This window comes from Streptomyces blastmyceticus (assembly GCF_039521185.1).
In the GTDB taxonomy this organism is placed as follows: Bacteria; Actinomycetota; Actinomycetes; order Streptomycetales; family Streptomycetaceae; genus Streptomyces; species Streptomyces blastmyceticus.
In genome coordinates this window covers 446,886-468,961 of record NZ_BAAABW010000013.1, presented here as the reverse complement: position 1 = coordinate 468,961, position 22,076 = coordinate 446,886, and the positions used below count along the sequence as shown (strand labels likewise).

At 69.0% G+C, this 22,076-nt stretch carries 16 protein-coding genes and 2 pseudogenes; 7 read left to right on the top strand and 11 right to left on the bottom strand.

What is annotated here, in order from left to right; genetic code table 11:
• Nucleotides 1–274: 274 nt before the first annotated feature.
• From ABD269_RS12270 to ABD269_RS12260, 3 genes and pseudogenes are all read right to left on the bottom strand, one after another.
• A complete protein-coding gene (locus ABD269_RS12270; RefSeq protein WP_344117836.1) occupies nucleotides 275–2,377 on the bottom strand; it encodes a prolyl oligopeptidase family serine peptidase in 2,103 nt (700 codons plus the stop codon).
• Between the two features lie 320 nt (nucleotides 2,378–2,697).
• A pseudogene (locus ABD269_RS12265) lies at nucleotides 2,698–2,958 on the bottom strand (ATP-binding protein); the annotation flags it as partial.
• Between the two features lie 59 nt (nucleotides 2,959–3,017).
• A complete protein-coding gene (locus tag ABD269_RS12260) occupies nucleotides 3,018–4,268 on the bottom strand; it encodes a M28 family metallopeptidase (protein WP_344117835.1) in 1,251 nt (416 codons plus the stop codon).
• A gap of 387 nt (nucleotides 4,269–4,655) precedes the next feature.
• Between ABD269_RS12260 and ABD269_RS12255 the strand changes: the two are divergent.
• Nucleotides 4,656–5,218, top strand: a pseudogene (locus ABD269_RS12255) (IS5 family transposase); the annotation flags it as partial.
• Nucleotides 5,219–5,379: 161 nt separating this feature from the next.
• On the opposite strand, the gene ABD269_RS12250 reads toward ABD269_RS12255, so the two are convergent.
• On the bottom strand, nucleotides 5,380–6,312 hold the full coding sequence (locus tag ABD269_RS12250; protein ID WP_344117834.1) for a LysR family transcriptional regulator: 933 nt from the start codon (nucleotides 6,310–6,312) through the stop codon (nucleotides 5,380–5,382).
• A gap of 108 nt (nucleotides 6,313–6,420) precedes the next feature.
• Between ABD269_RS12250 and ABD269_RS12245 the strand changes: the two genes are divergently transcribed.
• Complete coding sequence (locus ABD269_RS12245) at nucleotides 6,421–7,266, top strand: alpha/beta hydrolase (RefSeq protein WP_344117833.1); 846 nt, start codon at nucleotides 6,421–6,423, stop codon at nucleotides 7,264–7,266.
• A gap of 487 nt (nucleotides 7,267–7,753) precedes the next feature.
• Here ABD269_RS12245 and ABD269_RS12240 read toward each other — a convergent pair whose 3' ends face one another.
• Nucleotides 7,754–7,996, bottom strand: a complete 243-nt coding sequence (locus tag ABD269_RS12240; RefSeq protein WP_344117832.1) for a hypothetical protein — start codon at nucleotides 7,994–7,996, stop codon at nucleotides 7,754–7,756.
• A gap of 243 nt (nucleotides 7,997–8,239) precedes the next feature.
• Between ABD269_RS12240 and ABD269_RS12235 the strand changes: the two genes are divergently transcribed.
• Together ABD269_RS12235 and ABD269_RS12230 are read left to right on the top strand one after the other, a co-directional pair.
• Nucleotides 8,240–9,127, top strand: coding sequence for a class I SAM-dependent methyltransferase (locus ABD269_RS12235; protein ID WP_344117831.1), 888 nt, complete (start codon nucleotides 8,240–8,242; stop codon nucleotides 9,125–9,127).
• A 121-nt stretch (nucleotides 9,128–9,248) separates the two neighbouring features.
• On the top strand, nucleotides 9,249–9,428 hold the full coding sequence (locus tag ABD269_RS12230; protein ID WP_344117830.1) for a hypothetical protein: 180 nt from the start codon (nucleotides 9,249–9,251) through the stop codon (nucleotides 9,426–9,428).
• Between the two features lie 141 nt (nucleotides 9,429–9,569).
• On the opposite strand, the gene ABD269_RS12225 is transcribed toward ABD269_RS12230, so the two are convergent.
• The 3 genes from ABD269_RS12225 to ABD269_RS12215 all read right to left on the bottom strand — a co-directional run bounded on the left by ABD269_RS12225 (nucleotide 9,570) and on the right by ABD269_RS12215 (nucleotide 13,488).
• Entirely contained in the window at nucleotides 9,570–10,751 is a 1,182-nt protein-coding gene (locus tag ABD269_RS12225; protein WP_344117829.1) for a cytochrome P450 family protein, read from the bottom strand.
• Between the two features lie 470 nt (nucleotides 10,752–11,221).
• Entirely contained in the window at nucleotides 11,222–12,772 is a 1,551-nt protein-coding gene (locus ABD269_RS12220; protein ID WP_344117828.1) for a heparan-alpha-glucosaminide N-acetyltransferase domain-containing protein, read from the bottom strand.
• Complete coding sequence (locus ABD269_RS12215; protein WP_344117827.1) at nucleotides 12,772–13,488, bottom strand: hypothetical protein; 717 nt, start codon at nucleotides 13,486–13,488, stop codon at nucleotides 12,772–12,774. Before ABD269_RS12215 ends, ABD269_RS12220 begins: the two co-directional genes overlap by 1 nt.
• 871 nt (nucleotides 13,489–14,359) lie before the next feature.
• Here ABD269_RS12215 and ABD269_RS12210 point away from each other — a divergent pair.
• Together ABD269_RS12210 and ABD269_RS12205 are read left to right on the top strand one after the other, a co-directional pair.
• A complete protein-coding gene (locus ABD269_RS12210; protein ID WP_344117826.1) occupies nucleotides 14,360–16,405 on the top strand; it encodes a bifunctional polysaccharide deacetylase/glycosyltransferase family 2 protein in 2,046 nt (681 codons plus the stop codon).
• Nucleotides 16,406–16,603: 198 nt separating this feature from the next.
• Nucleotides 16,604–17,677 carry an NsdA family TPR-like regulatory protein gene (locus ABD269_RS12205; protein ID WP_344117824.1) on the top strand — a complete coding sequence of 358 codons (1,074 nt, stop codon included), beginning with the start codon at nucleotides 16,604–16,606 and terminating at the stop codon, nucleotides 17,675–17,677.
• Between the two features lie 536 nt (nucleotides 17,678–18,213).
• On the opposite strand, the gene ABD269_RS12200 is transcribed toward ABD269_RS12205, so the two are convergent.
• Nucleotides 18,214–19,014, bottom strand: a complete 801-nt coding sequence (locus ABD269_RS12200; RefSeq protein ID WP_344117823.1) for a VOC family protein — start codon at nucleotides 19,012–19,014, stop codon at nucleotides 18,214–18,216.
• Between ABD269_RS12200 and ABD269_RS12195 the strand changes: the two genes are divergently transcribed.
• Nucleotides 19,013–19,186 (top strand): hypothetical protein, encoded by a 174-nt coding sequence (locus tag ABD269_RS12195; protein ID WP_344117822.1) that lies wholly within the window; start codon nucleotides 19,013–19,015, stop codon nucleotides 19,184–19,186. The genes ABD269_RS12200 and ABD269_RS12195 overlap by 2 nt on opposite strands.
• A 134-nt stretch (nucleotides 19,187–19,320) precedes the next feature.
• On the opposite strand, the gene ABD269_RS12190 is transcribed toward ABD269_RS12195, so the two are convergent.
• Both ABD269_RS12190 and ABD269_RS12185 read right to left on the bottom strand, forming a co-directional pair.
• Entirely contained in the window at nucleotides 19,321–19,872 is a 552-nt protein-coding gene (locus tag ABD269_RS12190; RefSeq protein WP_344117821.1) for a YciI family protein, read from the bottom strand.
• A gap of 199 nt (nucleotides 19,873–20,071) precedes the next feature.
• Nucleotides 20,072–22,057 (bottom strand): pRL2-11, encoded by a 1,986-nt coding sequence (locus ABD269_RS12185; RefSeq protein WP_344117820.1) that lies wholly within the window; start codon nucleotides 22,055–22,057, stop codon nucleotides 20,072–20,074.
• Nucleotides 22,058–22,076: the final 19 nt, after the last annotated feature.

Sequence of the window (22,076 nt, the reverse complement as noted above, 5' to 3'; positions counted from 1 at the left end):
CGTCGCCCGCCAGAACGGGAGGCCGCACCGCGCGACGGTCGACGCTCCGACTGGCAGAGGGGAGAGACGGCATGCCGGAGTGGTGGCTTCTGGCGACTGATTCCCTGGCGTGAGCGCGCATGCCAGGGTGCCGGTACACCGCAACCATGCTCTCCTTTGGAAGGATTTTCTGCATGCCGCTGCGAGACAGCATCGCCTTCTGCCGGACCATGTGCCGTGCCGGGGAGGTGGCTGTCGGCGAGGCGGCCCGGGTGCGGGTGGAAGGGCTGCTTGTTTATCCGTTGCTGGCTGGGAGGAGGCCCGTGTGGTGGGCGCAGAAGGCGAGGGCGTCGCTTTGGAGGGGGGTGTAGCGGGAGACGGCGCGGGGGCCGTGGCCGACTCCGTCTTCGGTGCGCAGGAGGACGGGTTTGCCGGAGGTGGTGGCCTGTTGGAGGGCGGCGGCGAATTTACGCATGTGGGCAGCCCCGACTCGGGGGTCGGTGCGGGGGCTGGTGAGGAGGATGGCCGGGTAGCGGGTGCCGGGGCGGACGTTGTGGTAGGGCGAGTAGCTGAGCAGGGTGTCAAGCTGGGCGGGGTCGTCCGGCGTGCCGAACTCCTTGGTCCACCAGGCGCCGAGTCCGAAGCGTGGGTAGCGGACCATGTCGGTCAGGGCGTCGGAGCAGACTGCGGCGGCATAGAGCTCGGGGTCGCGGGTGAGGGCTACGGCGACGGTGAGCCCGCTGTGGGAGGCTCCTTTGATGGCGAGTTGGGCGGGTGTGGTGAGTTGGTGGTCGATGAGGTAGCGGGCTGCGGCGGCGAAGTCGGTGAAGGCGTTGGGTTTGTTGTGTCCTTTGCCGGCGGCGTGCCAGGTGGTGCCCTGCTCGCCGCCGCCGCGGATGGCGGCTACGGCGTAGATGCCGCCGGCCCGTACCCAGGCGGTGATGGTGGGGGAATAGGCGGGGGCGGCTGAGGCGCCGAAGCCTCCGTAGGCGGTGAGCAGGGCGGGGCGCGGGCCGTCGTGGTCTGCGGCGGGGGCGATGAGGTACAGGCTCACAGGCGTGCCGTCCGCGGAGCGGTAGGTGATCTGCCGTACGGCTGGGCGTTCATGCCGGGACGGGGAGGTGCTCCCGGCGGGCGGGTGTCCGGTCTCCGGCTGGCACTGTCCCTGTGGCAGGGTGAGCCGGTGGACGGCTGGCGGGGTGGTGAAGTCGGTGTAGGTGAACCAGAGCCGGTCTGTGTCCCCTGGCGGTGTGCTCAGTGCGCTGATGGAGCCCGGGCCGCTTCCCGGGGTGGTGATGTCGGTGAGCTTCCGGCCTGTCAGGTCATGCAGGCAAAGCCGCGGGACACCGTTGCTGACCGTGCTCACCAGCAGTTGCACCTGTGAGCTGCTGGGGTCGGTCAGGGCGGTGCAGGCGGACAGCAGACTGCCGGGGGCGGTCTCGACGAGGGTGGTCCATGCTGTTGAGCGAGGGTCGGCCGGGTCGATGAGGCACACCCGGCCGAGCGGCGCCCCGGCGTTGGTGATGCCGTAGAGAAGGCCCCGTGGGCCTGTTTTGATCAGGGCGCTGCTGCCGTCGGCGGTGCCATCGTGGACCCTCACGAACTCCGGGGCTGCGGGCCCACGCGGGCCGGCCGGGCCCTGGGCCAGGTCGGCCAGGTGGAGGATGTTGCCGGTCTGGGCGCCCGGCGCGGCGCTGACCGTCAGCCAGCGGCCCTCCGGGCCGAGGGAGACGGACAGGTGCCGCATCTGCGTCTCGAAGACGACCGGATCGTGCGCGCCATCGTCCCCGATACGGTGCAGCCGCACTCTGCGGACCTCGGTGGGTCCCCCGGTCACGTAGTAGAAGCCGGTGTCGTCGGCGAGCCAGGCAACGGGGCTGCGGAGCCCCGGGGCCAGCGGCTGGCCCACCATCTGGCCGTCCGTCACGTCCAGAACCTGCAGGACAGGCTCCTCCGCACCGCCGACATCCACTTGGAAGGCCAGCAGCCGGCCGGACCACGACAGGCGCCACGCCGACAGGATCGTGCGTCCCGACGGGTCCAGGCGCATCGGGTCGAGCACCACATGCTCCGCCCCGGCGTCCTCCCCGTCCAGCGCGGTGAACAGCACGGGCAGGTCCTGCCCGGCACACCGACGCAGGAAGAACCGCCTCCGGCCGCGCAGTACCGGAGACGACACAACGGGCACCACGGCACCGCCGGAATCCGTCAACCCCCCAAGCAGCGCACGAAACAGCGGTCCGGCCCGCCAGGCCGCGGCATGCTCGGCGAGGAGCCGCTGCTGCTCACGCAGCCACCGCTCGCACTCCGCCGACGTGTCATCCTCCAGCCACCGGAACGGGTCGGGCACCAGCCGGCCATGGATCTCCTCATCGGCCGGCTGTCGCCGTGCGGGCACGTCAGCCACCTTCTCCACACCCTCCCCCCGCCACTGTGGCGGCGGGCCCCTGGACGGAACCCGCCGCCCGAGACCGGAACGGTCAGTCCGTGTCGCCTTCCATCAGCTCCATACGCCACTCCTCAAAGCCCACGACCTCGTCGGCTGGCGCGAGGATCGGAGGCAGGATGGGCATCTCTTCCATTCGGTTACCTCCCGAAACATCGGGTTCTGAAGCCCGTTTCCGGGCTGTTGAACGGAGGCTGTCCGCGCCGCAACGGCCGACTCCGTCGACATGACCAAACCACCCATACGGGCTAATCCATCCACGCGAGTGGTAGTCACGCGTGAGATCGTTCTGCCTGGGCTCTGGTCTGCTGGAGGCGGTAGGAGTCGGTACCGGTCTCGATGATGTTGCCGCCGAAGGTGAGGCGGTCGACGATGGCTGCGCAGAGCCTCGGGTCGGTGAACGTCTTGGTCCACCCGCCGAACGACTCGTTCGAGGCGATCGCCACCGAGTTCTTTTCCTCCCACTCGGTCAAAACCTGGAACAGGAGTTCGGCGCCGCGGCGGTCAAGCTCCATATAGCCCAGCTCGTCGACATAGCCAGCGCCCTGTCCCGCGTCCTGCAGGGCACCGGGAAGGCCCCGGTCACGGGGCCTCACGGCTGGGGTGCGCAGAAAGCAACCGGGCTGTGCAGGCCGGAGCGGTTGAGCGCTCGGATGCCGAAGAATACGTTGTCCTTGGACAAGTTGACGGTGTGCCGGGTCACGTTCCCGGCGGGGATGACGTGGGTCCACTCCGATTCGGTGGTCTCCCGCCACACCACCTCGTATCCGGCGAGGTCCGGCTCCGGGCCACGTTCCCACGCCAGCTCGGTGGAGTTGCCGAGGGCGGTGGTGCGGATCTTCGCGTTGCGCGGGGTGCCGGGGGCCTGGGCCAGCGACCGCAGGGCGGCCGCGTTGACCCGGGCCACCCGGGCGATGAAGCCGAAGTCGCAGAACTCGGGCAGGTCCCCGTACTGCTTGCCCTCCACCACTCGCACGTCCTGGTGCTGGTGCGCGTAGTCCTCGGCGGGCTCGGTGAATCGCGCTGCCGGATATGCCTGTTGGAGGAACGGGATGTGGTCGCCGCTGCGCAGATAGCGGTCGCGGCGGTACACCACCCGCACCCGCATCCCCGTCGCATCGTTCTCGGCGGTGTCCCGGACGAACCGGGCCAGCTGGCGCGAGGAGGAGTCGTTCTCGCCGCCGACCGAGCGCCGCACCTCGGCCTGCTCCGGCGTCTCCGAGGTCGGAACCCCCTCGGCGAACAGCCGGATCGTGTACGGGTCGCGCGAGCCGTCCTCGGCGGTCGAGCTGCCCACGATGTCGTTGGAGAACATGCCCTGCACATCGGCCTGTCGGCCCCGGTACGTCCGGGCCATGTGCCCGGCCCCGTACAGTCCCTGCTCCTCGCCCGCCACCGCCGCGAACACCACGGTCGCGGCCGGCCGCCGGGTCGCGAAGACCCGGGCCAGCTCCAGGACGACGGCCACCCCGGAGGCATCGTCGTCGGCGCCGGGTGCATCGCCGGTCGCGTTCATGGGGTCGCTGTTCCGTGAGTCGTAATGCCCCGAGACCACATAGATCCGCTCGGGCGTGACCGAACCCCGCAGGGTGGCAACGACGTTGGTGATCCTGGTCGCCACCGGGACACGGGGCGCGGGCTGCTGTACGTACGACTGGAGCTCCACGGACATCCGCCCACCGGATGCCTGTGCGCAGCGGCGCAGCTCGGCGAGGAGCCAGTCGCGGGCCGCGCCGATGCCACGTACGGGATCGTCCTGGGCGGACAAGGTGTGCCGGGTGCCGAAGGAGACCAGTTTGCGGACGGTCGCCTCGATGCGGCGTTGGTCGATCTCCCTTAGCATTGCGCGGAGTTCATGCGAGGGGGGCTGTCCGGTGGGCCGGTGCCGCGCCGACCCGGACTGTGCAGGTACGGCCGCGGCCGTTGGCATCGCCGCTGCCAACGGCAGTCCGAGAGCCGCCGTACCGACCGTGGCCGCGCCGAGCACCGTACGCCGTGTCGCACCCTGTCCGCCGTGCCCGTCTCGACCACTGTGTCTGCTGCCCGCGTCTTCGCCCGGCTGCGTCATGTCGCCATCGTCACGCCCGCCTCAGCACCCCCGCAAGGTCCGGTTTCGGCCGGGCAAGGAGCAAGGGAACGATGGGGCATGAGTCTTGGAATAACTGATCGTTTCAGAATGAGTTGCGCTGTGGTCTTGCGCTTGGCGATCTTGATCGGCAGGGTGTCCGGGGTGCCTGCTGATCTTGTTCCTGATGACCTGTGGGAGCGAGTGGCACCGTTGTTGCCGTCCGCTCCCGAGCGGCGCCGCCGTCACCCCGGACGGCTGCGTGTTCCGGACCGGGCCGCACTCGTCGGCGTCATGTACGTACTGCGGACCGGTGTCGCCTGACGTGATGTCCCCGCGGAGACCGTGGGCTGCTCCGGAGTGACGGCTTGGCGTCGGCTGCGGGACTGGACCGAGGCCGGCGTCTGGCCCCGCCTGCACGCCGCCTTGCTGACCGAACTGCGCCGCGCGGAGTCGCTGGACCTGGACCACTGCGCCGTGGACGGCTCGCATGTCCGGGCGCTCAAAGGGGGGACCCTGTCGGCCCCTCACCCGTCGACCGGGCCCGTCCCGGCTCCAAGCACCACGTGATCGTCGACCGCCACGGAACCCCTCTCGCCGTCACGCTCACCGCAGCTACCGCCACGACAGCACCCAATTCCTGTCACTGCTGGACGCGGTCACGCCGATCCTGGGGACTTCGCGGATGCCCCCGGCGCAAGCCCCGACGCCTGGATGCCCCGTCAGGTCTGCGCTCGGCCTCTTCGGTGACTGAGGCGAGCGGTGACGGTGCCGGGCATGCGGGGCGACGCAACGTTCTGAGACTCGCTCGTGTACGCCGTGCGCCTCACCGAGGCCGACCCGTACCGGAAGGCCGGACACGCGCATGCGAAGGGATGACCGGCCCGAATCAAGTGTGGGTCCGGAGCCGGTCGTTGAGCGCGGCACCGACGTCGGGGCAGTTCTTCCGGATGGTGTCGAGGAAGGCGCGCAGCACCGGGGAGTGATCGCGGGCCGCGAAGGACAGGACGAGATCGGGCAGCGGCGTGCGCGGGGTCACTTCACAGAACCGCACTCCCGGACGCGGGACCGCCCTCATGCGGGACGGCCCCAGGCCGATGCCCACGCCCGAGGCGGCGAGGCCGATGATCGTGTGTACGTCCCTCGCGACGGTCGCACCGCCGAGAGCCGATGAGTCCGTGCCCAGCAGGGTGCGCAGTACGGCGACTACAGCGGGCTCGTCCTCGCCGGCCGACACGATCAGCGGCTGTCGCCGCAACTGATCGGCACTTACCGACTGTTGACCCGCGTACGGGTGCGCCGTACTTACCACAGCGATCACGTGGTCGCGTCGGATCGGGACGGACACGAGATGCTCGGCTCCGGCACCCCGTGGGGGGCCGAGGGTGAGGGCCACGTCCAGCTCCCCGGCGACGAGAGCTGGGCTGCTGCGGCTGGTTGCCATCTCGTGCAGTTCCAGTCTCACGTCGGGCCGTTCACGGCCGAACCGGCTCAGGATGCCCGGCAGCGGGTCGAGCAGTGCCGAGGCGATGAAGCCGAGGCGCAGACGTCCCGTCTCGCCGCGCGCGGCCCGGCCCGCGTCGACCGTGGCCGCCGCGATCTCGTCGAGCGCCCGGCGCGCCCGCGCGAGGAACGCTTCGCCGGCGGCGGTCGGGAACACCCCCTGACGTGTGCGGTCGAACAGCCGGGCCCCGACCTCGCGCTCCAGGTCGGCGATCTGCTTGGACAGCGGCGGCTGCGCGATGCCCAGCTCGCCGGCCGCCCGGCCGAAGTGTTCGTGCTCGGCGAGAGCAACCGCGTACCGCAGGTGTCGCGCTTCCATGACCCGCCCTCCATCCCATCGACTTCTGGCAATACTTCAAAGATATCGCCATGCCGCTTATCAGATCTATGAATGGATGGCGCTGTGGTTTCTGTCTGGAATGGAGCCATGAAGAACGTATCTCTGACCGACACCGTCTTCGTTTTCGTGCACGGCGCCTGGCACAGCTCCGGACAGTGGGCGGCGACGCAGCGCGCGCTGGCCGGACTGGGCGCTGCAAGCGTGGCCGTCGACATGCCGGGGCACGGCTTCGACGCACCCCTGCCCACCGGATACCTGCTGCCCGGCCAGCCGGGCCTGCTGACCGAGAAGTCACAGCTCGCCACCCTGACGATGGACGACTGCGCCGAGGCAGTACTGAGCGTCCTGCACCAGGTGCGTCACCATCGCACTGTCGTGCTCGTCGCGCACAGCGCGGGCGGCGGTCCCGCGTCCCTGGCCGCGGAGCGGGCGCCCGAGCTGGTGGACCGGATCGTCTACCTGTCCGCGTTCGTCCCGGGCGGGCGGCCGCGGTTCTTCGACTACTTGGGCTCACCCGAGAACGCCACCGCGCTGGGCCAGAACCTGAACCTCGGCGACCCCGAGGCCCTGGGCGCCGTACGGATCAATCCGCTCTCACCGGATCCCGCCTACCTTGACGAACTGCGGGAAACCCACTACCACGACACCCCCCTGGACCGCTTTGACCGGTGGCGAGCCGCGCTGAGCCCTGATCTGCCCCTGGCGATCCCGACGGCTCCGGTCACCCTGACCGCGGCACGGTGGGGACGAATTCCACGAACTTTCCTGCGCTGCGCCGAGGACCGGGCGCTGGCACCGGCCGCGCAGGACCTGATGATCGCGGAAGCCGACCGGGTCTTCCCCGGTAACCCATTCACTGTGCATACCCTGCCCGGCAGCCACAGCCCGTTCGCCGCCCGGCCGGGCGAGCTCGCCGCGGTCCTCGCCTCGTGAGCCGGCATCGGCCCATGAAGGGTTCCCCGTCCCTGAGTGGGGGACGGCTCGCGGCCGGTGGCGGCGGGCGGCTCGTACTGCCGGTCGTGCTGAGCGCGACATTCGTGCAGTTGCACCATCACCCCTGCCCGGTCAAAGCGAACGCGCCCGCCCCGCCCGCGGATCGGCTCGCACCGAGGCCGAAGCCTGCGCTCGCGCCGAAGACCACCCCATCACCTCACACCCAGACCAGCGCTCCGCGGACTGAGGGCTACCAATGACGAACCCCGCACCCCCGCCGTTCCGTCGAGCCCGACGGCACTGTCTACGCCGCCCGATACGCCGACGACCGCCGCCGCTTCACCACCGCCTGCGCCGCCTATCCTGCGCCGGACGTCGTCCAGCTCGACCACCGGCCGGACCGCGCCGTCGCCTGACTGGCATGTGCGCGTCTCTCCGTCCCGGCCGACTGGCGCTACCGGCTGATCAGCGGCAATACGGGAATCTGTTAGGCGGTGACAGTCGGTCGGGTGTCGAAGAGCTGAACGAGGCGCTGATCGGTGTCGTACGCGGGCCAGCCGGGGCCGCCGTGGGCGGCGAACGATGTCCAGGCGGCGCGCATGTGGGTGGACAGGGCCTCTGCCTCCAGGGAGGGCGCTTCACCGATCAGCGTGGCAGGCTGGCCTCGGTCCAGGTTGCCGAAGACGAGAGGGATGTCGAGGCCGTGACAGGCACCGAGGGCGCCGCCCATGCCTGGGGCCTGCGCGGCACCTCGCTCAGCAGACCGCGAGCAACGAGCCCACCGCCATCACGTCACGTGAACAACCAGCTGTAGTACTAAGGGTTTCCATAAACGGAATGGGTTCTGCTGGAAGCAGGCAGACAGGCGCACGGCGGTGCCCTGCCACCACACCGGCGGCCGGTGCCCGCCGCCCCTCCGACGCCTCCACCCCCCGTGCGAATCCCTGGATCCTCTACGAAGGGCAGGTTCGTCATGCTGAGAAAAGTACAGTCGATCGGCAAGGCCATCCAGGCCGTCACGACGTCCGATCCGGACACCCGCGTCAGACGGCTCTACGAACTCGCCGACCCTGAGAGGCAGTTCGCGCACCGCACCACCCGCTACATCAACATCGGCTACTGGGAGGACGGCACCAGGGATCCGGACCGGGCCGGCGAGGACCTCGCCCTCAAGCTCGCCGACATCGCCGGCTTCAAGCCGGGCCACACCGTCCTCGACGTGGGATTCGGCTACGGGGAACAGGACTTCGCCTGGTTACGGGGAAACAGGATCCACAAGGTCCACGGGCTGGAGGTGACGCCTCGTCATGTCGACGGTGCTCGTGCACAGGCCGAGTCGGAAGGCTTTCGGGAACGGGCGGAGTTCCTCGTCGGCAGCGCCACTGAACTCCCGTTCGAGGACGGCATCTTCGACCGCGTCGTCGCCCTCGACTCCGCCCTGCACTTCCACCCCCGCAGCACCTTCCTCAAGGAGGCGCTGCGCGTCCTGAAACCCGGCGGCGTCCTGGCCGCCATCGACACCATTCCGCTGAGCGGCGACACCCCCCGCGACACCTTCAGGACCAAGCGCCTCAGCCTGTACAGGTTCAGCGTGCCCGACGCCAACTGGTACGACCGGCGGGCCTACGCCCGGCAGCTCCTCGAAGCCGGTTTCACCGACCCGGACGTGACCTCGATCCGCGACCGGACGTGGGAGGGCTGGTACCGCTACTGGACGGGCCTGGTCGGCGACCCGGAAGCCCTGAAGGAACTGCACCCGGAGGCCGCCCAGGAATTCGTCAAGGAGTGGAGCGAACAGGAGCGGATCCGGCAAGAGGTCGACCTGCTCGACTCCGTCGCCGTCGTCGCCCGTAAACCGTAACGGCGCCGCCCGCGGACCGGTACAGATAACCGTCCCCCGGCCGCCGGGCCGGGGGACGGTCACCCTCTCCGAGCCCGGAACCACCGAGCTGTGCGACGCCTTGCTGTGCGCGGACGGACCGGTGCGGACTCTGGTCGGTCTCGCGCTCGCACCCGAACAGCGCTGCGGGCACGGAGCTTTGTACGGAGCCTTCAGCCACGGGCGGATCAAGACCGACCGGCCGTGTCACGCCCTGGCCGACTGTCCGCTGTCCAGAGCTGCGGACAGCCGGATCGTCCTGACGGTGGACCTCTCCCCGTAGCTACGCCCGGACGCCGCGACCTGTCCGGACCGTTCGTTCTGTCACACCTACGCCTCGGAGAGAACAAGCACCTCATGATCCCGGCAGGCCAGTGGCACGAGGGCGACCTGGGTCCTGCTGGAACCAGCTCCGCCCTCAACGTCAAAGCGTGAGCACCGGCAAGGACTCCAGGCCCCGCATGAGTCGCGTGTGCCGCCACCGAAGCTCTTCGGACGACACCGCGAGGCGAAGCTCAGGGAACCGGGTCAGGAGCGCGCGGAGGGCGATCTCTGCCTCGGCGAGGGCCAGTGGCGCACCCAGGCAGCGGTGGATGCCGTGACCGAATGCCAGGTGTCCCCTGGCATCACGGTCTGCGTCGAGATGGTCGGGACCCGGGTACTGGGCGGGGTCTCGGTTGGCTGCTCCGGGCGAGATGAGCACCGGGACGCCGGCGGGAATCTCGGTCTCGCCGAGGGTGAGTGCCTGGGTGCTGTACCGGAAGGTGGCGATGCCGACGGGCGAGTCGTAGCGCAGCAGTTCGCCCAGCATGCTGCTGATCCGGCCGGGGTTGGCGCGTAGGCGGTCGAGGAGTTCGGGGTGCTGGAGGAGCCCGAGGATGGCGTTGCCGATGAAGTTGGTGGTGGTTTCGTGGCCGGCGATGAGCAGGAGGACGGCGAGGGAGATGAGTTCGTCTTCGCTGAGCTGCTCTCCTTCGTCGTGGACGGTGATGAGGTCGTGCAGGAGGCTGTCGTCCGGGGCGTGGCGCTTGGCCGCGATGAGGCCGGCCATGTAGTCGGCCGCGGCGTGGGAGGCGGCGTCGATACGTTGGGGCTGTCCGGCGGCGAAGAGGTCGTTCGACCAGGTGCGGACCTGTGCGCGGTCGTTCTCGGGTACTCCGAGCATCTGGCAGATCACTGTGACCGGTAGCGGGATGGCGAGAGCGGTGACGAGGTCGGCCTCGCCGGCCTTCGGGAGGTCGTCGAGGAGCTGGTCGGCAGTGTGCTCGATGAACGGGCGCAGGCGGTCGACGGCTGCGGTGGTGAATGCCTTGGTCACCAGGCGGCGCAGCCGGGTGTGCTGGGGTGGGTCGGTGGCGAGCATGTTGTGCGCGACTGCGGGGTGCAGGTTGCGGTTGGAGGGGCGGTCGGCGAAGAACCGTGCGGTGTCCTTGGACAGTCGCGGGTCCGTGAACGCCGCCTTCGCCTCGGCATAGCCGGTGACCAGGTAGCTGGGCCTGCCTGCGGAGCCGGTGGTCACCGGGGTCACGGGGGCCGCCGCCCGGAGTTCGTCGTAGAAGGGGTAGGGGTTTTGGAGGAACTCGGGGCAGGACAGCGGATCGCTCATGCTGTGGGACGGTTTCCTTTGCGTGTGCGGTCTCGTGGGTGGTCGTGCGGACGACGTCGCTGTTGGCGTATGCCTGGGTGACGAGCAGCAGCCATTCGGTCTCGGCCTTGATGTTGCCATCGCGTTCGTCGGTGCCGGGGGCGGGCCGGGCGATGTCGCCGTTCGGCTTCAGGCTGCGGTGGTCCACAAGCTCGTGGCTGCCTGCTCCCCCGCTTCCCTCCTCACCACTGGCAGAGATCGGCATAACATTCGCATCCACGGCTGCGCCGTCACTATGAGGTGTGCGGTGCGAGCCGGCGGCGGCGGAGTTGGAGGACGTTCGGTTCCTGGCGGGATACCGTCGTGGCTGGCTCTTCGACGAGGAGCTGCTCGCGGAGATCCGCGGGGCAGATCTGTACGGGGACATCGCTGAGCGAGGCATTCCGCGCGTTCCAGCTGGAAAGTGCGGGATGCTGTGCCCGCAGCTGCCGTCACACCCGGATGTACCACCCACGTGACGTGAGCAGCCGCGCGAGCGGGACGTAGAAGAGCAACAGCCACAGCAATGCCCACACGATGCTTGCCAGCGGTGCAGGCATCCATGGGGTAAGGCCGGCCTCGGCGCATACGCTCCACACGGTCTCTTCCTTGCCGTGGTAGCGGACCGGAATGTAATCCAGGGTGGTGATGACGAGCTCGGACAGGACGTAGAAGAACAGTGGGTTGCGGCCAAGGGCCACCAGGATGTCGCCCACGGGGGCGATCCGCCGACGGGCGGTGGCGGTCATGCCCGTCCAGGTCGAGGAGGGCCGGTGTCTGAGGCGACTCGTCGCGCCCGGCCTGCCAGCGCCGGCCGGGCTGGGAGAAGGCCACAGCCCGCCGTCGAACGTCAGTAGAACCAGGCCGAAGCCGGCGGTCATGATTCCGATGGTCACGAGGGCATACGACGGAGTCCACAGCTGCTTGCTGATCGGGATGACCAGGCTCAGCGCGAGGCCGCCCCCGGCGCACATCACGCCGACGGCGATCAGCAGGGACGCGCGCCTGCGAACGCTGGGGATGGCGTTGTAACGCGGCTTGTTCCGGATGATGTCCATGCCGATGACGAGACCTGCCCAGCAGTTGGCCACTGCCACCAAGGTCGACATGAGGCCTTCCGGGTCGAACTTGCCGCCATCGAAGTTGCGTTCAACGCCCCACATGTTTGTGTCGATGTAGGACTCGAGCGAGCAGTCCCGCGTCAGTGCATGGACGTGGGCGCATTCGGGCCACGGGTTGTGGAAGGTGTATGTCGCCACGATCCAGAAGGCGACACCCAGGATGGGGAACCCGCCCAGCAGGGACGCCCGGGCCAGGAAGCGGACCGCACGGTGGTGGGGCGCGCCGGCGGGTGTCGCAGCCTTGCCCTCGGAGGCTGTCGGGCTGCCGGCGGGCAGCATTGACCAGGCGCACGTGATGTACAGCAGCGACACCGCCAGGTACACGACGGCCAGTCGCTGCAGCACGCCGGCGAACCGCAAGTGCTCCAGTACCTCAGGCAGGAACGGGTACGCATTGAGCAACATGCCGATCGCGTACAGCAAAGCGGTGCGGCGCGCGATGCGCAGCAGATGAGGCCGTCTGTCCGGTCCGCCGGGATCGTGTGCGGCCGACGGCCGGAGAAAGGTCGACATGGACACCGGCACCGTCATGCCCATGATGAACAGGAATCCGGGCAGGACCAAGTCGGCGACCGTCAGCCCAAAGCCGTTCGTGTGCAGCAGGGCGGGAGCCGCGATCTCCGCCACCTGGCTGCCGATGAAGATGCGCAGAACAACGAGGGAGCCGCGAAAGGCATCCAACGCATCGAGACGTCGGCGGGCCAGTACGGTTTCCGGCCCCGGCGTGTCCGGGCGCGCCGTCGAGGAAACAGCGGTAGTTCGTGCGCCTGTTGGAAGGGCCGTCGGTGCCGGTCCCGGCACGACGCCATCGTTCTTGCGGCCGATGCAGGCGTCGATCCGTGAAACGAGCCGGCTGACCACGGTCCCGCTCGACCAGGCCATCAGCGCAGCTCTTCGGGTGTGCTGGCCTGGATGGTGGCGCCTTTCGTGACGAAGTAGAAGTCTTCGTCCTCGATGGCGGCCCGGGTCTGTTCACCGATGTACAGGTCGAGGTGCTTGGCGTCGTCGCAGCCGATGCTGCACAGGTCGTCGACGCGCCACTGCGCGGATTTCACCCGCGTGCAGATCTCGGCGGGTACTCCCGGCCCGCAGTCGGTGACGCGGATCCGGGTGCCCGGTGACAGATGGTTGGCGGCGACGGACTTCCAGGGCACCAGGGCGTTTTCATGGGAGCCCACCGGAGGAGTCCTGGTCGCAAAGTAGCAGTGCCGGTCGAAGTCCCAGCCGAGATAGTCCCCACGGGCCGTCTTGCCGAAGCCCTCCAGGGCGACGCGCTCCAGGTAGTCGGTGGGAAAACTGGTCGGCAGATTTTGGCCGGCGCAGATCTGGTCGCGGATGCTGCGCTGTGGGCTGTGGTAGTACGCCTCGCTGGGAGTGAAGTAGACAGTGAGGGTGTATCCGCCCTGGGGTGCCGTGTTCGTCTGCGGCAGGTCGATGGTGTTCAGTCTGTGATGCAGCCGCAGGCCGGCGTAGCCGAGAACGGCGAGGACCAGCAGGCCGCACACCAGGCCTGTGAGAGTCCTGTTTCGCGTGGTGTGCGAGCGGCGTCCGGGTGGTGCGGGCGTGGTGGGTGAGGCGGTGTCCGGGGGTGCGGCCATGGATGGGATCTACTCCTGCGGGTTGCTTGGGCAGGGGCAAGGGCGTGACGTGGCGTCATCTGCGTCGACGGGCCGGTGCGTGCGCCGCAGCCGGTCGCCGGGTTCAGTGCAGGTCGCTCTTGCCGGTGCTGCGGACGGGCATGGTCCTGATGGTGTGCAGGCTACGGAAGTTGAACCGGTCTCCCCGGCGCCGTTGCCTTCCGAGGTCGCCGTGCGGGCGATCGAGACGTCTTTCAGGGTGCTGGTGCAGGTGTGGTCGCGGTTCAGCGGGTTGAGGTAATCGGAGGGAAGGACCCCCGCGGGCGTCGGGGCCTGGGGCGTGTGTCGTACCGGCAGGTGAGGCCGGCACTGGTCCTGTCAGTTCCACGGTGGCCAGGCTTGTCCGGGCGGTCATGGGTCCTTCACCTCCAAGCGGTCGTGGACTGCCCGCCGTTACCCTGGCATGAGTATTCGAACCATCGGGCGCCGAAGCGAGCCGATTCGCCGAAGTCGCCCCGTTCGAGCGCGTCCGCCGTCAAGTCGCGCCTATGCGACTCGTTCGTGCGGGGGAATGTCCACGCGTCGTGGGAAGCGCTTGCAGACGATCCCTAGCATCCGGTGACGTGATCAACGATTTTCTCAGCCCGCCGTGTTCAAAGCTCACCCCGTCCGTGTTCGATGACCCGCGCGGCCACCGTCGCAGGATCGTGACCGCCGTGGGCGTGGTGGTGTGCGTCTTGTGCCTGTGTGTCCTCGCCTTGGGTGGGGGCGTGCTGTACGCCGACCCCAAGGCACCGGCAACGGGCCCGGTCCAGGCTGTCCGCACGCTTCCCCTGCGGTGAGGGCGATCTCGCCCCGCGGGCACTGGTGGGTTCTGGCTGGTGTCCTCACGGTGTTTCTGGCGGCCCTGTTCCTGGCGACCTCGATCCTGCGCGGCGTCGGTGAACCGGGTACCACCCAGGAGCGGGAGCCGGACGGTCTGGTGCCGCATTCCGTGTCGGGCGGCGGGCCTGTCGTCGACACCCGGTACGGCCCTCCGGTCAGCCTGGGCGTGCGCCCGGGCACGGTGGCGCTCACCTTCGACGACGGCCCGGATCCCGTCTGGACCCCGCGGATCCTCCGGTTGCTCGCCGCCAAGCGGGTACCGGCGACGTTCTTCGTCATCGGCCGGCACATGGCGGAACACCCTGAGCTGGTCCGGGCACAGACTGCCGCTGGACACGAAGTCGGCCTGCACACCTTCACCCACGCAGACCTGGCCTCCGCGCCGGTCTGGCAGATGCGCCTGGAGCTCGCCGCCAGCCGTGCCGTCCTGGCCGGAGCCACCGGCAAGAACACGACGCTGCTGCGGCCGCCGTACTCCTCCATGCCCGACGCGGTCAACAACCGCGACTGGCACGCCGCCTTGCGCACCGGCGCACTCGGCTACCTGACCGTCCTGTCCACCCAGGACGGCCTCGACTGGAAGGCACGAAACTCCCAGGACATCGTGCGCGGCGCCGCGCCGCAGGACGGCCGGGGAGCCGTCGTCCTCCTGCACGACGGCGGCGGCGACCGGTCCCGGACCGTCGCGGCCCTGGGGCAGCTCATCGACACCTTCAAGGCACGCGGATACCGCTTCACTACCCTGACCGAGGCGGTCGGCCTGCCGCCCCAGACCGTCCCGGCCACACGGCTCGACCGCTGGTACGGCACCGCCCTGATCGACCTGATCCAAGTAGCCGTTGCCGTTCCCCCCGCTGTCGCCTGGCTGCTGTACGCGGTGGCTGTGCTCACCATGGCGCGCCTGCTCCTGCTCACTGCGGCCGCAGCAGCACACCGAAGGCGCACCAGAACCCGGGCACTGCCCCAGCCTCAGGCCCGCGTCTCCGCCGTCATCCCCGCCCACAACGAGCAGGAGACCATTGCCTTCTGCGTACGTGCTCTGCTGGACGGCGGCTGTCCCGACATCGACATCGTCGTGGTCGACGACGGCTCCACCGACGACACTGCGGCAGCAGCCCGCACCGTGACGGACCCCAGGGTGCGCGTCGTGACCCAGCCCAATCAGGGCAAGCCGGCAGCCCTGAACGCAGGCGTCGCCCACGCCGTGCACGACGTGGTCCTCATGGTCGACGCGGACACGGTGATCGCCCCGGGGGCGGTGGCACGCCTGGCCGCCGCCATGGACGATCCGTCGGTCGGCGCGGTGGCCGGCAACACGAAGGTCGCCAACCGCAAGGGCCTGCTGCCCCTGTGGCAACACCTCGAATACGTCATGAGCTTCGGCCTGGAACGTCGGCTGTTCGACCTGGCCGGCGCCAGTCCCACCGTTCCCGGAGCCATCGGAGCCTTCCGGCGGTCAGCACTGGCCTCCTGCGGCGGCATCAGCGCCGACACTCTCGCCGAAGACACCGACATCGCCATGGCCCTGTGCCGGGCCGGCTGGCGCGTCGTCTACCGAAGCGACGCACACGCCCGCACTCACGTCCCCACGACCATCCAGGACCTCTGGCACCAACGCCACCGATGGGCCTACGGGACCCTGCAGTCCATCTGGAAGCACCGGCACGCCGTCATGGAAGCCGGCATCGCCGGCCGCCTCGGCCGCCGCACCCTCCCCTACCTGCTCCTGTTCCAGCTCGCCCTGCCGCTCGCAGCGCCCCTCATGGACGCCGCCGCCCTGTACGGGCTCACCTCCGGGATCACGCCCGTCCCGGCGTACACCTGGGCTATTTTCAGCCTCGCCCAACTCGTCCTCGCCGCCTATGCCCTGCGCAGGGACAACGAGAGCTTGCGCCACCTGTGGCTCGTCCCGCTCCAGCAGACCTTCTACCGCATGGCGCTGTGCCTGGTCACCATCCACGCCCTGGTCACCGCAGCACTCGGAGCCAGCCCTCGATGGCGGAACCTCTCGACAGCCCATACGGGACTACAAGCGCATCCGGCAAGGGTGTGACCACCCGTCACAAGCATCCACCGATGCCGCGCTCGCGCTCTCATACCTCCATCGCGAACTGGTGTCGCCGGGGTATGACCCCGAAACGGCCGGTCCCCCGCCTCCTCGCCCAGGCCATCGGCGAACGGCTTGGCCGCCCCGTCTCGTTAGCGGAGATCGGCATGGGCAAGGCCGAGACACCGGAGGCGGACCTGGGGGTTGGATTTCCCCCGGGAACCCGCCGACGCCGTCCGCGTCGCCACTTCGTTCTGGAGCAGTGTGAACCGCCGCGACTTCCTGACCGGATCGAGCTTCGCGCTCTCCGCGTTCACCACACCCGTCACCCGCTGGCTCGTCACCCCCGCCGACGGCACCGCTCATCACCGGGGCGGGACGCAGGTCGGTCGCCTGGACCTGGAGGAGCTGCGGGACGCTGCCGACGGGGCCCGCCGCTGGGACTCCAAATACGGAGGCGGGAACTGGCGGGCCAACTCCGTCACCACCTGCCTGGAACAGCAGGCCGTCCCGCTGTTGCAGGGCTCGTTCTCCGACGAGGTCGGCCGCGAACTGTTCTCCGTCACCGCCGAACTCTCCCGCCTCGCCGGGTGGACGGCCTTCGACGTCGGCCAGCATGAAGTGGCCCAGCAGCACTTCATCCAGGCCCTCCGCCTCGCCCGCGCGGGCGGGGACGTCCAGCTCGGCTGCTATGTCCTGACGACCATGGCCATGCAGTCCCTCATGCGCGGGTTCGCCGAGGAAGCCATCGATATGGCCCAGGGCGCCTTCGAACGCGCCAAGCACGACGCCGTGCCCCGGGTACTGGCCTTCACCAGGCTCATCGAAGCCCACGCTCACGCGCGGACCGGAGACGAGCGGGCCGCCTCCCGGGCCCTGGCAGCCTCCGAAAACCTCCTTGAGCGAACGCGTGAGGACAGCGGCGACGAGCCGGGATGGATCGACTTCTATCACCACGCGCGGCTGTCCGCCGATGCCGCCGAGGTCTTCAGGGACCTGAAGAACCCCCAGGCCGCCCTGGCCTGGAACCAGCAGGCCGTCGCCATGCAGCCCGGGGTCTTCACCCGCTCCGTCGGCATGCGGCCGGCGATCGTGGGGACCGCACATCTCCAGGCCCGCGACCTCGACCACGGCCTGGAGCTGGGCAACCGCTCCGTCGACATCCTCTGGTGGACCACCCTGACCAGGCCCTCGGCGTCCGCCCTGAGGCGGGGCTGCTCGTGCTCGTCGGCGACCTCACGCAGCCGGGCCGCTGCCGCGCATGCGCTCGCCGAGTGAGCCCGGCAGGCGCCGGGCCCGGGTCTCCAGAGCGGTCGCGCGCTGGCGGTGCTGGTCAGCGTGGTGGTCAGTCCGGGCGATGTTCCCACCAGCACCACGCCGACGTCCTCCACCATGCGCTGCAACGGCGGTGTCCGCCGCTGGTAGCGCACGGTAAGCTCCGGCACCTGATCGGCGAAGGTCGCCTTCGGGCAGGTCGTGTTTTCGCAGTACAGGCGGCGTACGGACAAGTCGATGCGCAGAGGCCAGCCTGCGAGCGTGACGTCGGCGAGGCTCCGTACATAGCGGCTACGGCACCACGCACTGAGTTGTCCGCATCCCGTACACCCTGCTGGTTCACCAGATCTCGTGCGGGCCCAGACCGCCACCGCAGCATCGGAGGTTCATTTATCTTGATCGCGCGGTGGCCGTGACGGGATCACCCGGCATGGACGGTACCAATAACTCGGTCCCGGCCGAGATCTCCGATCCGAGAGATGCTGGAACGCTCAGTAGGGCAAACCGAGCGCATCGTGGACGCCTGCCAGGAGGGGGCCTCAGGCCGTCTTCGGTTCCCCTTTGAGCAGTGCGAAGGGCGCGCCGGCCGGATCCATCACCATCGCCAGGCGGCCGATGCCCGCCGCGTCCATCGGCGCGATCAGCGGCGTGGCGCCGAGCTGGGTGGCGGTGTGGTACATCGCGTCGCAGTCGGTGACGCCGAAGTACGGGTGCCACTCCGACGTCGAGCCGGCATCCAGGTGCATCTGCTGGAGCTGGAGGATGCCGCCGTGCGCGGTGTCGTCCCCACTGCCGGCGCCGGGCGCGGAGGCGACGCTGTAGAGCAGTTCCCCGCCCATCGTCATGTCCTGGTAGGTCCAGCCGAACACGCTGCGGTAGAAGTCCTGGGCGGCGGCGGCATCGGTGGTGTAGAGCTCTGTCCAGCACAGTGTGTTCGGCTCCATGACCGCTTCCAGGCCTTTGACGTCGCCCGGCTGCCAGACGGCGAAGTCGGCGCCCGTCGGGTCGGTGAATGTCGCGAGCCGACCGGCGGTGAAGACGTCCATCGGCGCGGTCCGAATCCGGCCGCCGGCCTGCTCCACCGCCTTGCTGGTGGCATCCGCGTCCGCAGTGAGGAAGTACGGCGTCCAGGCCGGGCCCGCGCCCTCCTCCTGGCACGGACCGACCGCGCCCACCGTCTTGCCGTCGAGCTGGAAGAAGCCGTAGCCGCCGGCTTCCGGGCCAGCCGACTGGAAGGTCCAGCCGAACAGTGCGAAGTAGAACGCCGTGGCGGCGTCAACATCGGGAACGCCGAGATCGAGCCAATTCGGTGCGCCCGGGACGAAGCGGGTCGTCAGCATGCAGATGCCCTCCGGTCAAGCGATCATCAGAACTGCCCTTTCAGCATGGCAGAACCAGCTCAGCTTCGATGGCACGGCCGCCGCGCCCTGGCAGGAGTGTTCACCCGCCCATTTGCCCGGTCACAACCAGACCATCGACGTCAAGATCAGAAAGATCTGTTCGCATGTGTGACAGCGGCCAGATTTCCCCGCCCGTGGCCACTTTTTCAGCTCCCCGGCGTGGCCACTTCAAATATTCCCTGCTGGCGGCCACTGCGTCTACGGAGCGTAACGTCACGGCGGTGGCGTCGGCCTGGCCGCCCTTGTTCATGACGGCCGCCCACCGAACTGCCAGTTGTGCACCTCGATGTCGGCGTACAGGTCCGGGGTCAGGATGGCGCGTGCCGTGTCCGGGGCCTGGGCCCGGACCAACGCTGCCGTGCCCAGCCAGATGGCGCCGTCGTCGGACAGCAGCGGCCCATAGGCGATCAGTTCGTCCTGGTCGGGCGGCAGTGCGAGGTCGGCGGCCTGCCCCGTGGCGAGGCCGAGCACCAGGTACCGGTTGCCGTCGGTCCGGCAGCCGGGGAAGTCCCACATGGTGCGTCCCAACGTGTTGCGCCACCGCCGCAACAGCACGTCCCGGTAGGCGCCGGCCTGGTAGTTCGGCTCATCAAAGGCGAATGCGCGGGCAGCGGCGGGATCGGGCAGATCGACGATGTGCACGCTTCCGGTGAGTGTGTCACCGTCGTCGGCGAAGGTCGGCCCCCGGGCGATCATCTCCTCCGCGTACCGGTCCATATAGGCCCAATGCTCTTCGAGCAACTCCTCGCGCAGCGGTAGGGAGCCGGTCCGGTCGCGGTGGTAGCAGAGGAACTCCATGTCCGCAGCGTCCCATTGAGGAGGCACCTGGGGCGAGCGGGCTTCATTGCGATGACCGCTCGGCGGTCTCATCCGAAGCATGCGTGCGACTTCCGCATCGCGACCGCCTGACGAACATGAGCACGACAGTAGACATCACCGCCAGCACCGGCGGTGCAGCCAAGGCACGCCCTTCCGTCATCGGAACAGCGCGATCGCTTCACGGAGAGGCATCGGATTTATCGGCCCCGGCCCGAGGCCGATTGCGAGCCCATCGGCGCAGGTCCGATGCCTGGTAGAGGAGTTCCGCGCCCCGCTTGCCGGTCGCGTCGGGGAAGTCGGGGTCGTTCGCCCGTGCCCATCGCAGCGTGGTGAGGGTGATGTCCGGCAGGTATTTCTGCTGAGCCTGGCGCAGCCCGACCATTTCGTCAGCCGGTGCTTCCGCGGGGGCTGGAGGCTCTGTGCCGGTGGGTGCTGTTGGGCTCGCCGGTGCGGTCTTCGGGTTTCTTGTGCCGGGCGGCGCAGCCGTCGTTGCCGCTGGGATGGCAGCAGCGGGTGTCGTAGCTGGAGGGGCTGCGGCGGGTGGCGGGACCGTTCCGCTCGGAGCATTCACCGGGGATGAAGGTTTCGTCTGGGCAGGTACTCCGGTGCTGGCTGGTGGCGCCGTCAAGGCGGCTGCTCCGGGCGGTGTGGCGGCTGTTGGGGCGGGGGTGTTGACGGGTGGTGGAACGGTCTTCGTCAGTGTCACGGTCGGGCCGGCGGCGCTGCTGCCCGTTGCCCAGGCATGGGCCTCGGCGTGTGTCATGAAGAGGACTTGTGTTTCGTGGGCGATGCCGCCGAGGACGACTTGGGCGCGGCCGGTGTGGCGGGTGCTTTTCGGGGCGGGGTGGACTTCGGGGGCGAGCATGCGCCAGGCGTTCTGGGTGTAGCGGGCGAGGATGCGGGTGGCGAAGTTCTCGCGCATTTCGGGGCCGCCGAGGGCGCGGGCGGTGGCGGACTGGGCGACGAGCAGGACGTGCAGGCGTACTTGGCGGCCCATGAAGAGAATTTCGGCGAGGGCGTCGATGGCCGGGGAGGTTTTGGGGTCGTCCCTCTCCCTGACCTTCTCCCAGTAGCGGGCGAGCTGTTTCATGGTGGCGTTGACTTCTTCGAGGAGGATCGCTATCCGGGGCCCGACTTGGGAGAGGTCGGCGTCGATGCCGAGCTGGTCGGCCAGGCCGATGCGTCGGCGGCCTTCGGCGCCGAGGTGGATCAGGGCGTCGTGGATCTCGAAGATGTCGCGGCAGTAGGTTACGCCGGGCACGCCGCGGGCCCAGGGGTGCGATATGCGTTTGAAGTCGAGGATGTAGGTGAGGGCTCCGTTGCGGATCAGCTGGGATGCGATGGTGCGCAGGATGACGGACTTGCCGCCGCCGGTGCCGGCGGCCACCAGGACGTGCGGGGAGTCGTCGTCGAGGTTGACGGAGACGGTTCTGTTGCCGCTGCCGAGGCCGATCAGTGGTGCCGGTTCGGGGGCCCGGCTGACGAGTTCGCGTACTGCGGGGTCTTTGAAGAGGAGCTTGTTCGGCGGGCGGAGCGCTTTTTTAATCAGGACGTAGGGGGCCTTGCCCGCATATTTCCAGGAGAAGGAGACACCTTCCAGGGCGAGTTTCTTGACGATCAGCTCGGCCACGGCGGACTCGTTGAATTTGAGGTCCACCGGGAGGTCGATGCGGATTTTGGCGTCGTCGTCGGAGAAGTTCAGCGGGATGTGCAGGTATCGGCGGGGGTCGCTCTGTTCGGGTATGTCCAGTGGTCCTGCGAGTGCGAGGTGCAGGGGCCTGACCCATTCGCGCATCAGTTCCCGTCGCTCCTTGCTCCACAGGGCGTACGCGATGGCACCGGCCGCGGTCAGGCCGGCCGCGCCCGTACCGCCGTACTCCAGGGCGTGGAGGGTGTGCTGCGGGTCCTGCGAGTAGCTGTAGCTCCCGCCGCCGATCAGGCCGAGGATGATCAGTCGGGCGCCGAGGCGTTGCCAGCCCGGCCGGTATGCCGCCCGGGAGACCTTGCCTTCCGTCTTGGGCAGGACGCGGCTGCCGGGCTTGAGGAACGTGGCGTCCGTGCGGGCTATCCCGTCCATGTCGCGCCCGGACAGGAACCGGCCCAGCCCCATGCCCAAGGCTTCGGCCAACTCCTCTATTCGGTCGTCGAGCTGACTTCTCGTCATGATGTGTCTTTCCGCTGTT

Bases quoted from the DNA above. Each gene is read 5' to 3' on its own strand.
- ABD269_RS12260 (WP_344117835.1), bottom strand. From the start codon at position 4,268: ATGCTAAGGGAGATCGACCAACGCCGCATCGAGGCGACCGTCCGCAAA.
- ABD269_RS12250 (WP_344117834.1), bottom strand. From the start codon at position 6,312: ATGGAAGCGCGACACCTGCGGTACGCGGTTGCTCTCGCCGAGCACGAA.
- ABD269_RS12245 (WP_344117833.1), top strand. From the start codon at position 6,421: ATGAAGAACGTATCTCTGACCGACACCGTCTTCGTTTTCGTGCACGGC.
- ABD269_RS12240 (WP_344117832.1), bottom strand. From the start codon at position 7,996: ATGGGCGGCGCCCTCGGTGCCTGTCACGGCCTCGACATCCCTCTCGTC.
- ABD269_RS12235 (WP_344117831.1), top strand. From the start codon at position 8,240: ATGCTGAGAAAAGTACAGTCGATCGGCAAGGCCATCCAGGCCGTCACG.
- ABD269_RS12225 (WP_344117829.1), bottom strand. From the start codon at position 10,751: ATGAGCGATCCGCTGTCCTGCCCCGAGTTCCTCCAAAACCCCTACCCC.
- ABD269_RS12220 (WP_344117828.1), bottom strand. From the start codon at position 12,772: ATGGCCTGGTCGAGCGGGACCGTGGTCAGCCGGCTCGTTTCACGGATC.
- ABD269_RS12215 (WP_344117827.1), bottom strand. From the start codon at position 13,488: ATGGCCGCACCCCCGGACACCGCCTCACCCACCACGCCCGCACCACCC.
- ABD269_RS12195 (WP_344117822.1), top strand. From the start codon at position 19,013: ATGCAGATGCCCTCCGGTCAAGCGATCATCAGAACTGCCCTTTCAGCA.
- ABD269_RS12200 (WP_344117823.1), bottom strand. From the start codon at position 19,014: ATGCTGACGACCCGCTTCGTCCCGGGCGCACCGAATTGGCTCGATCTC.
- ABD269_RS12190 (WP_344117821.1), bottom strand. From the start codon at position 19,872: ATGGAGTTCCTCTGCTACCACCGCGACCGGACCGGCTCCCTACCGCTG.
- ABD269_RS12185 (WP_344117820.1), bottom strand. From the start codon at position 22,057: ATGACGAGAAGTCAGCTCGACGACCGAATAGAGGAGTTGGCCGAAGCC.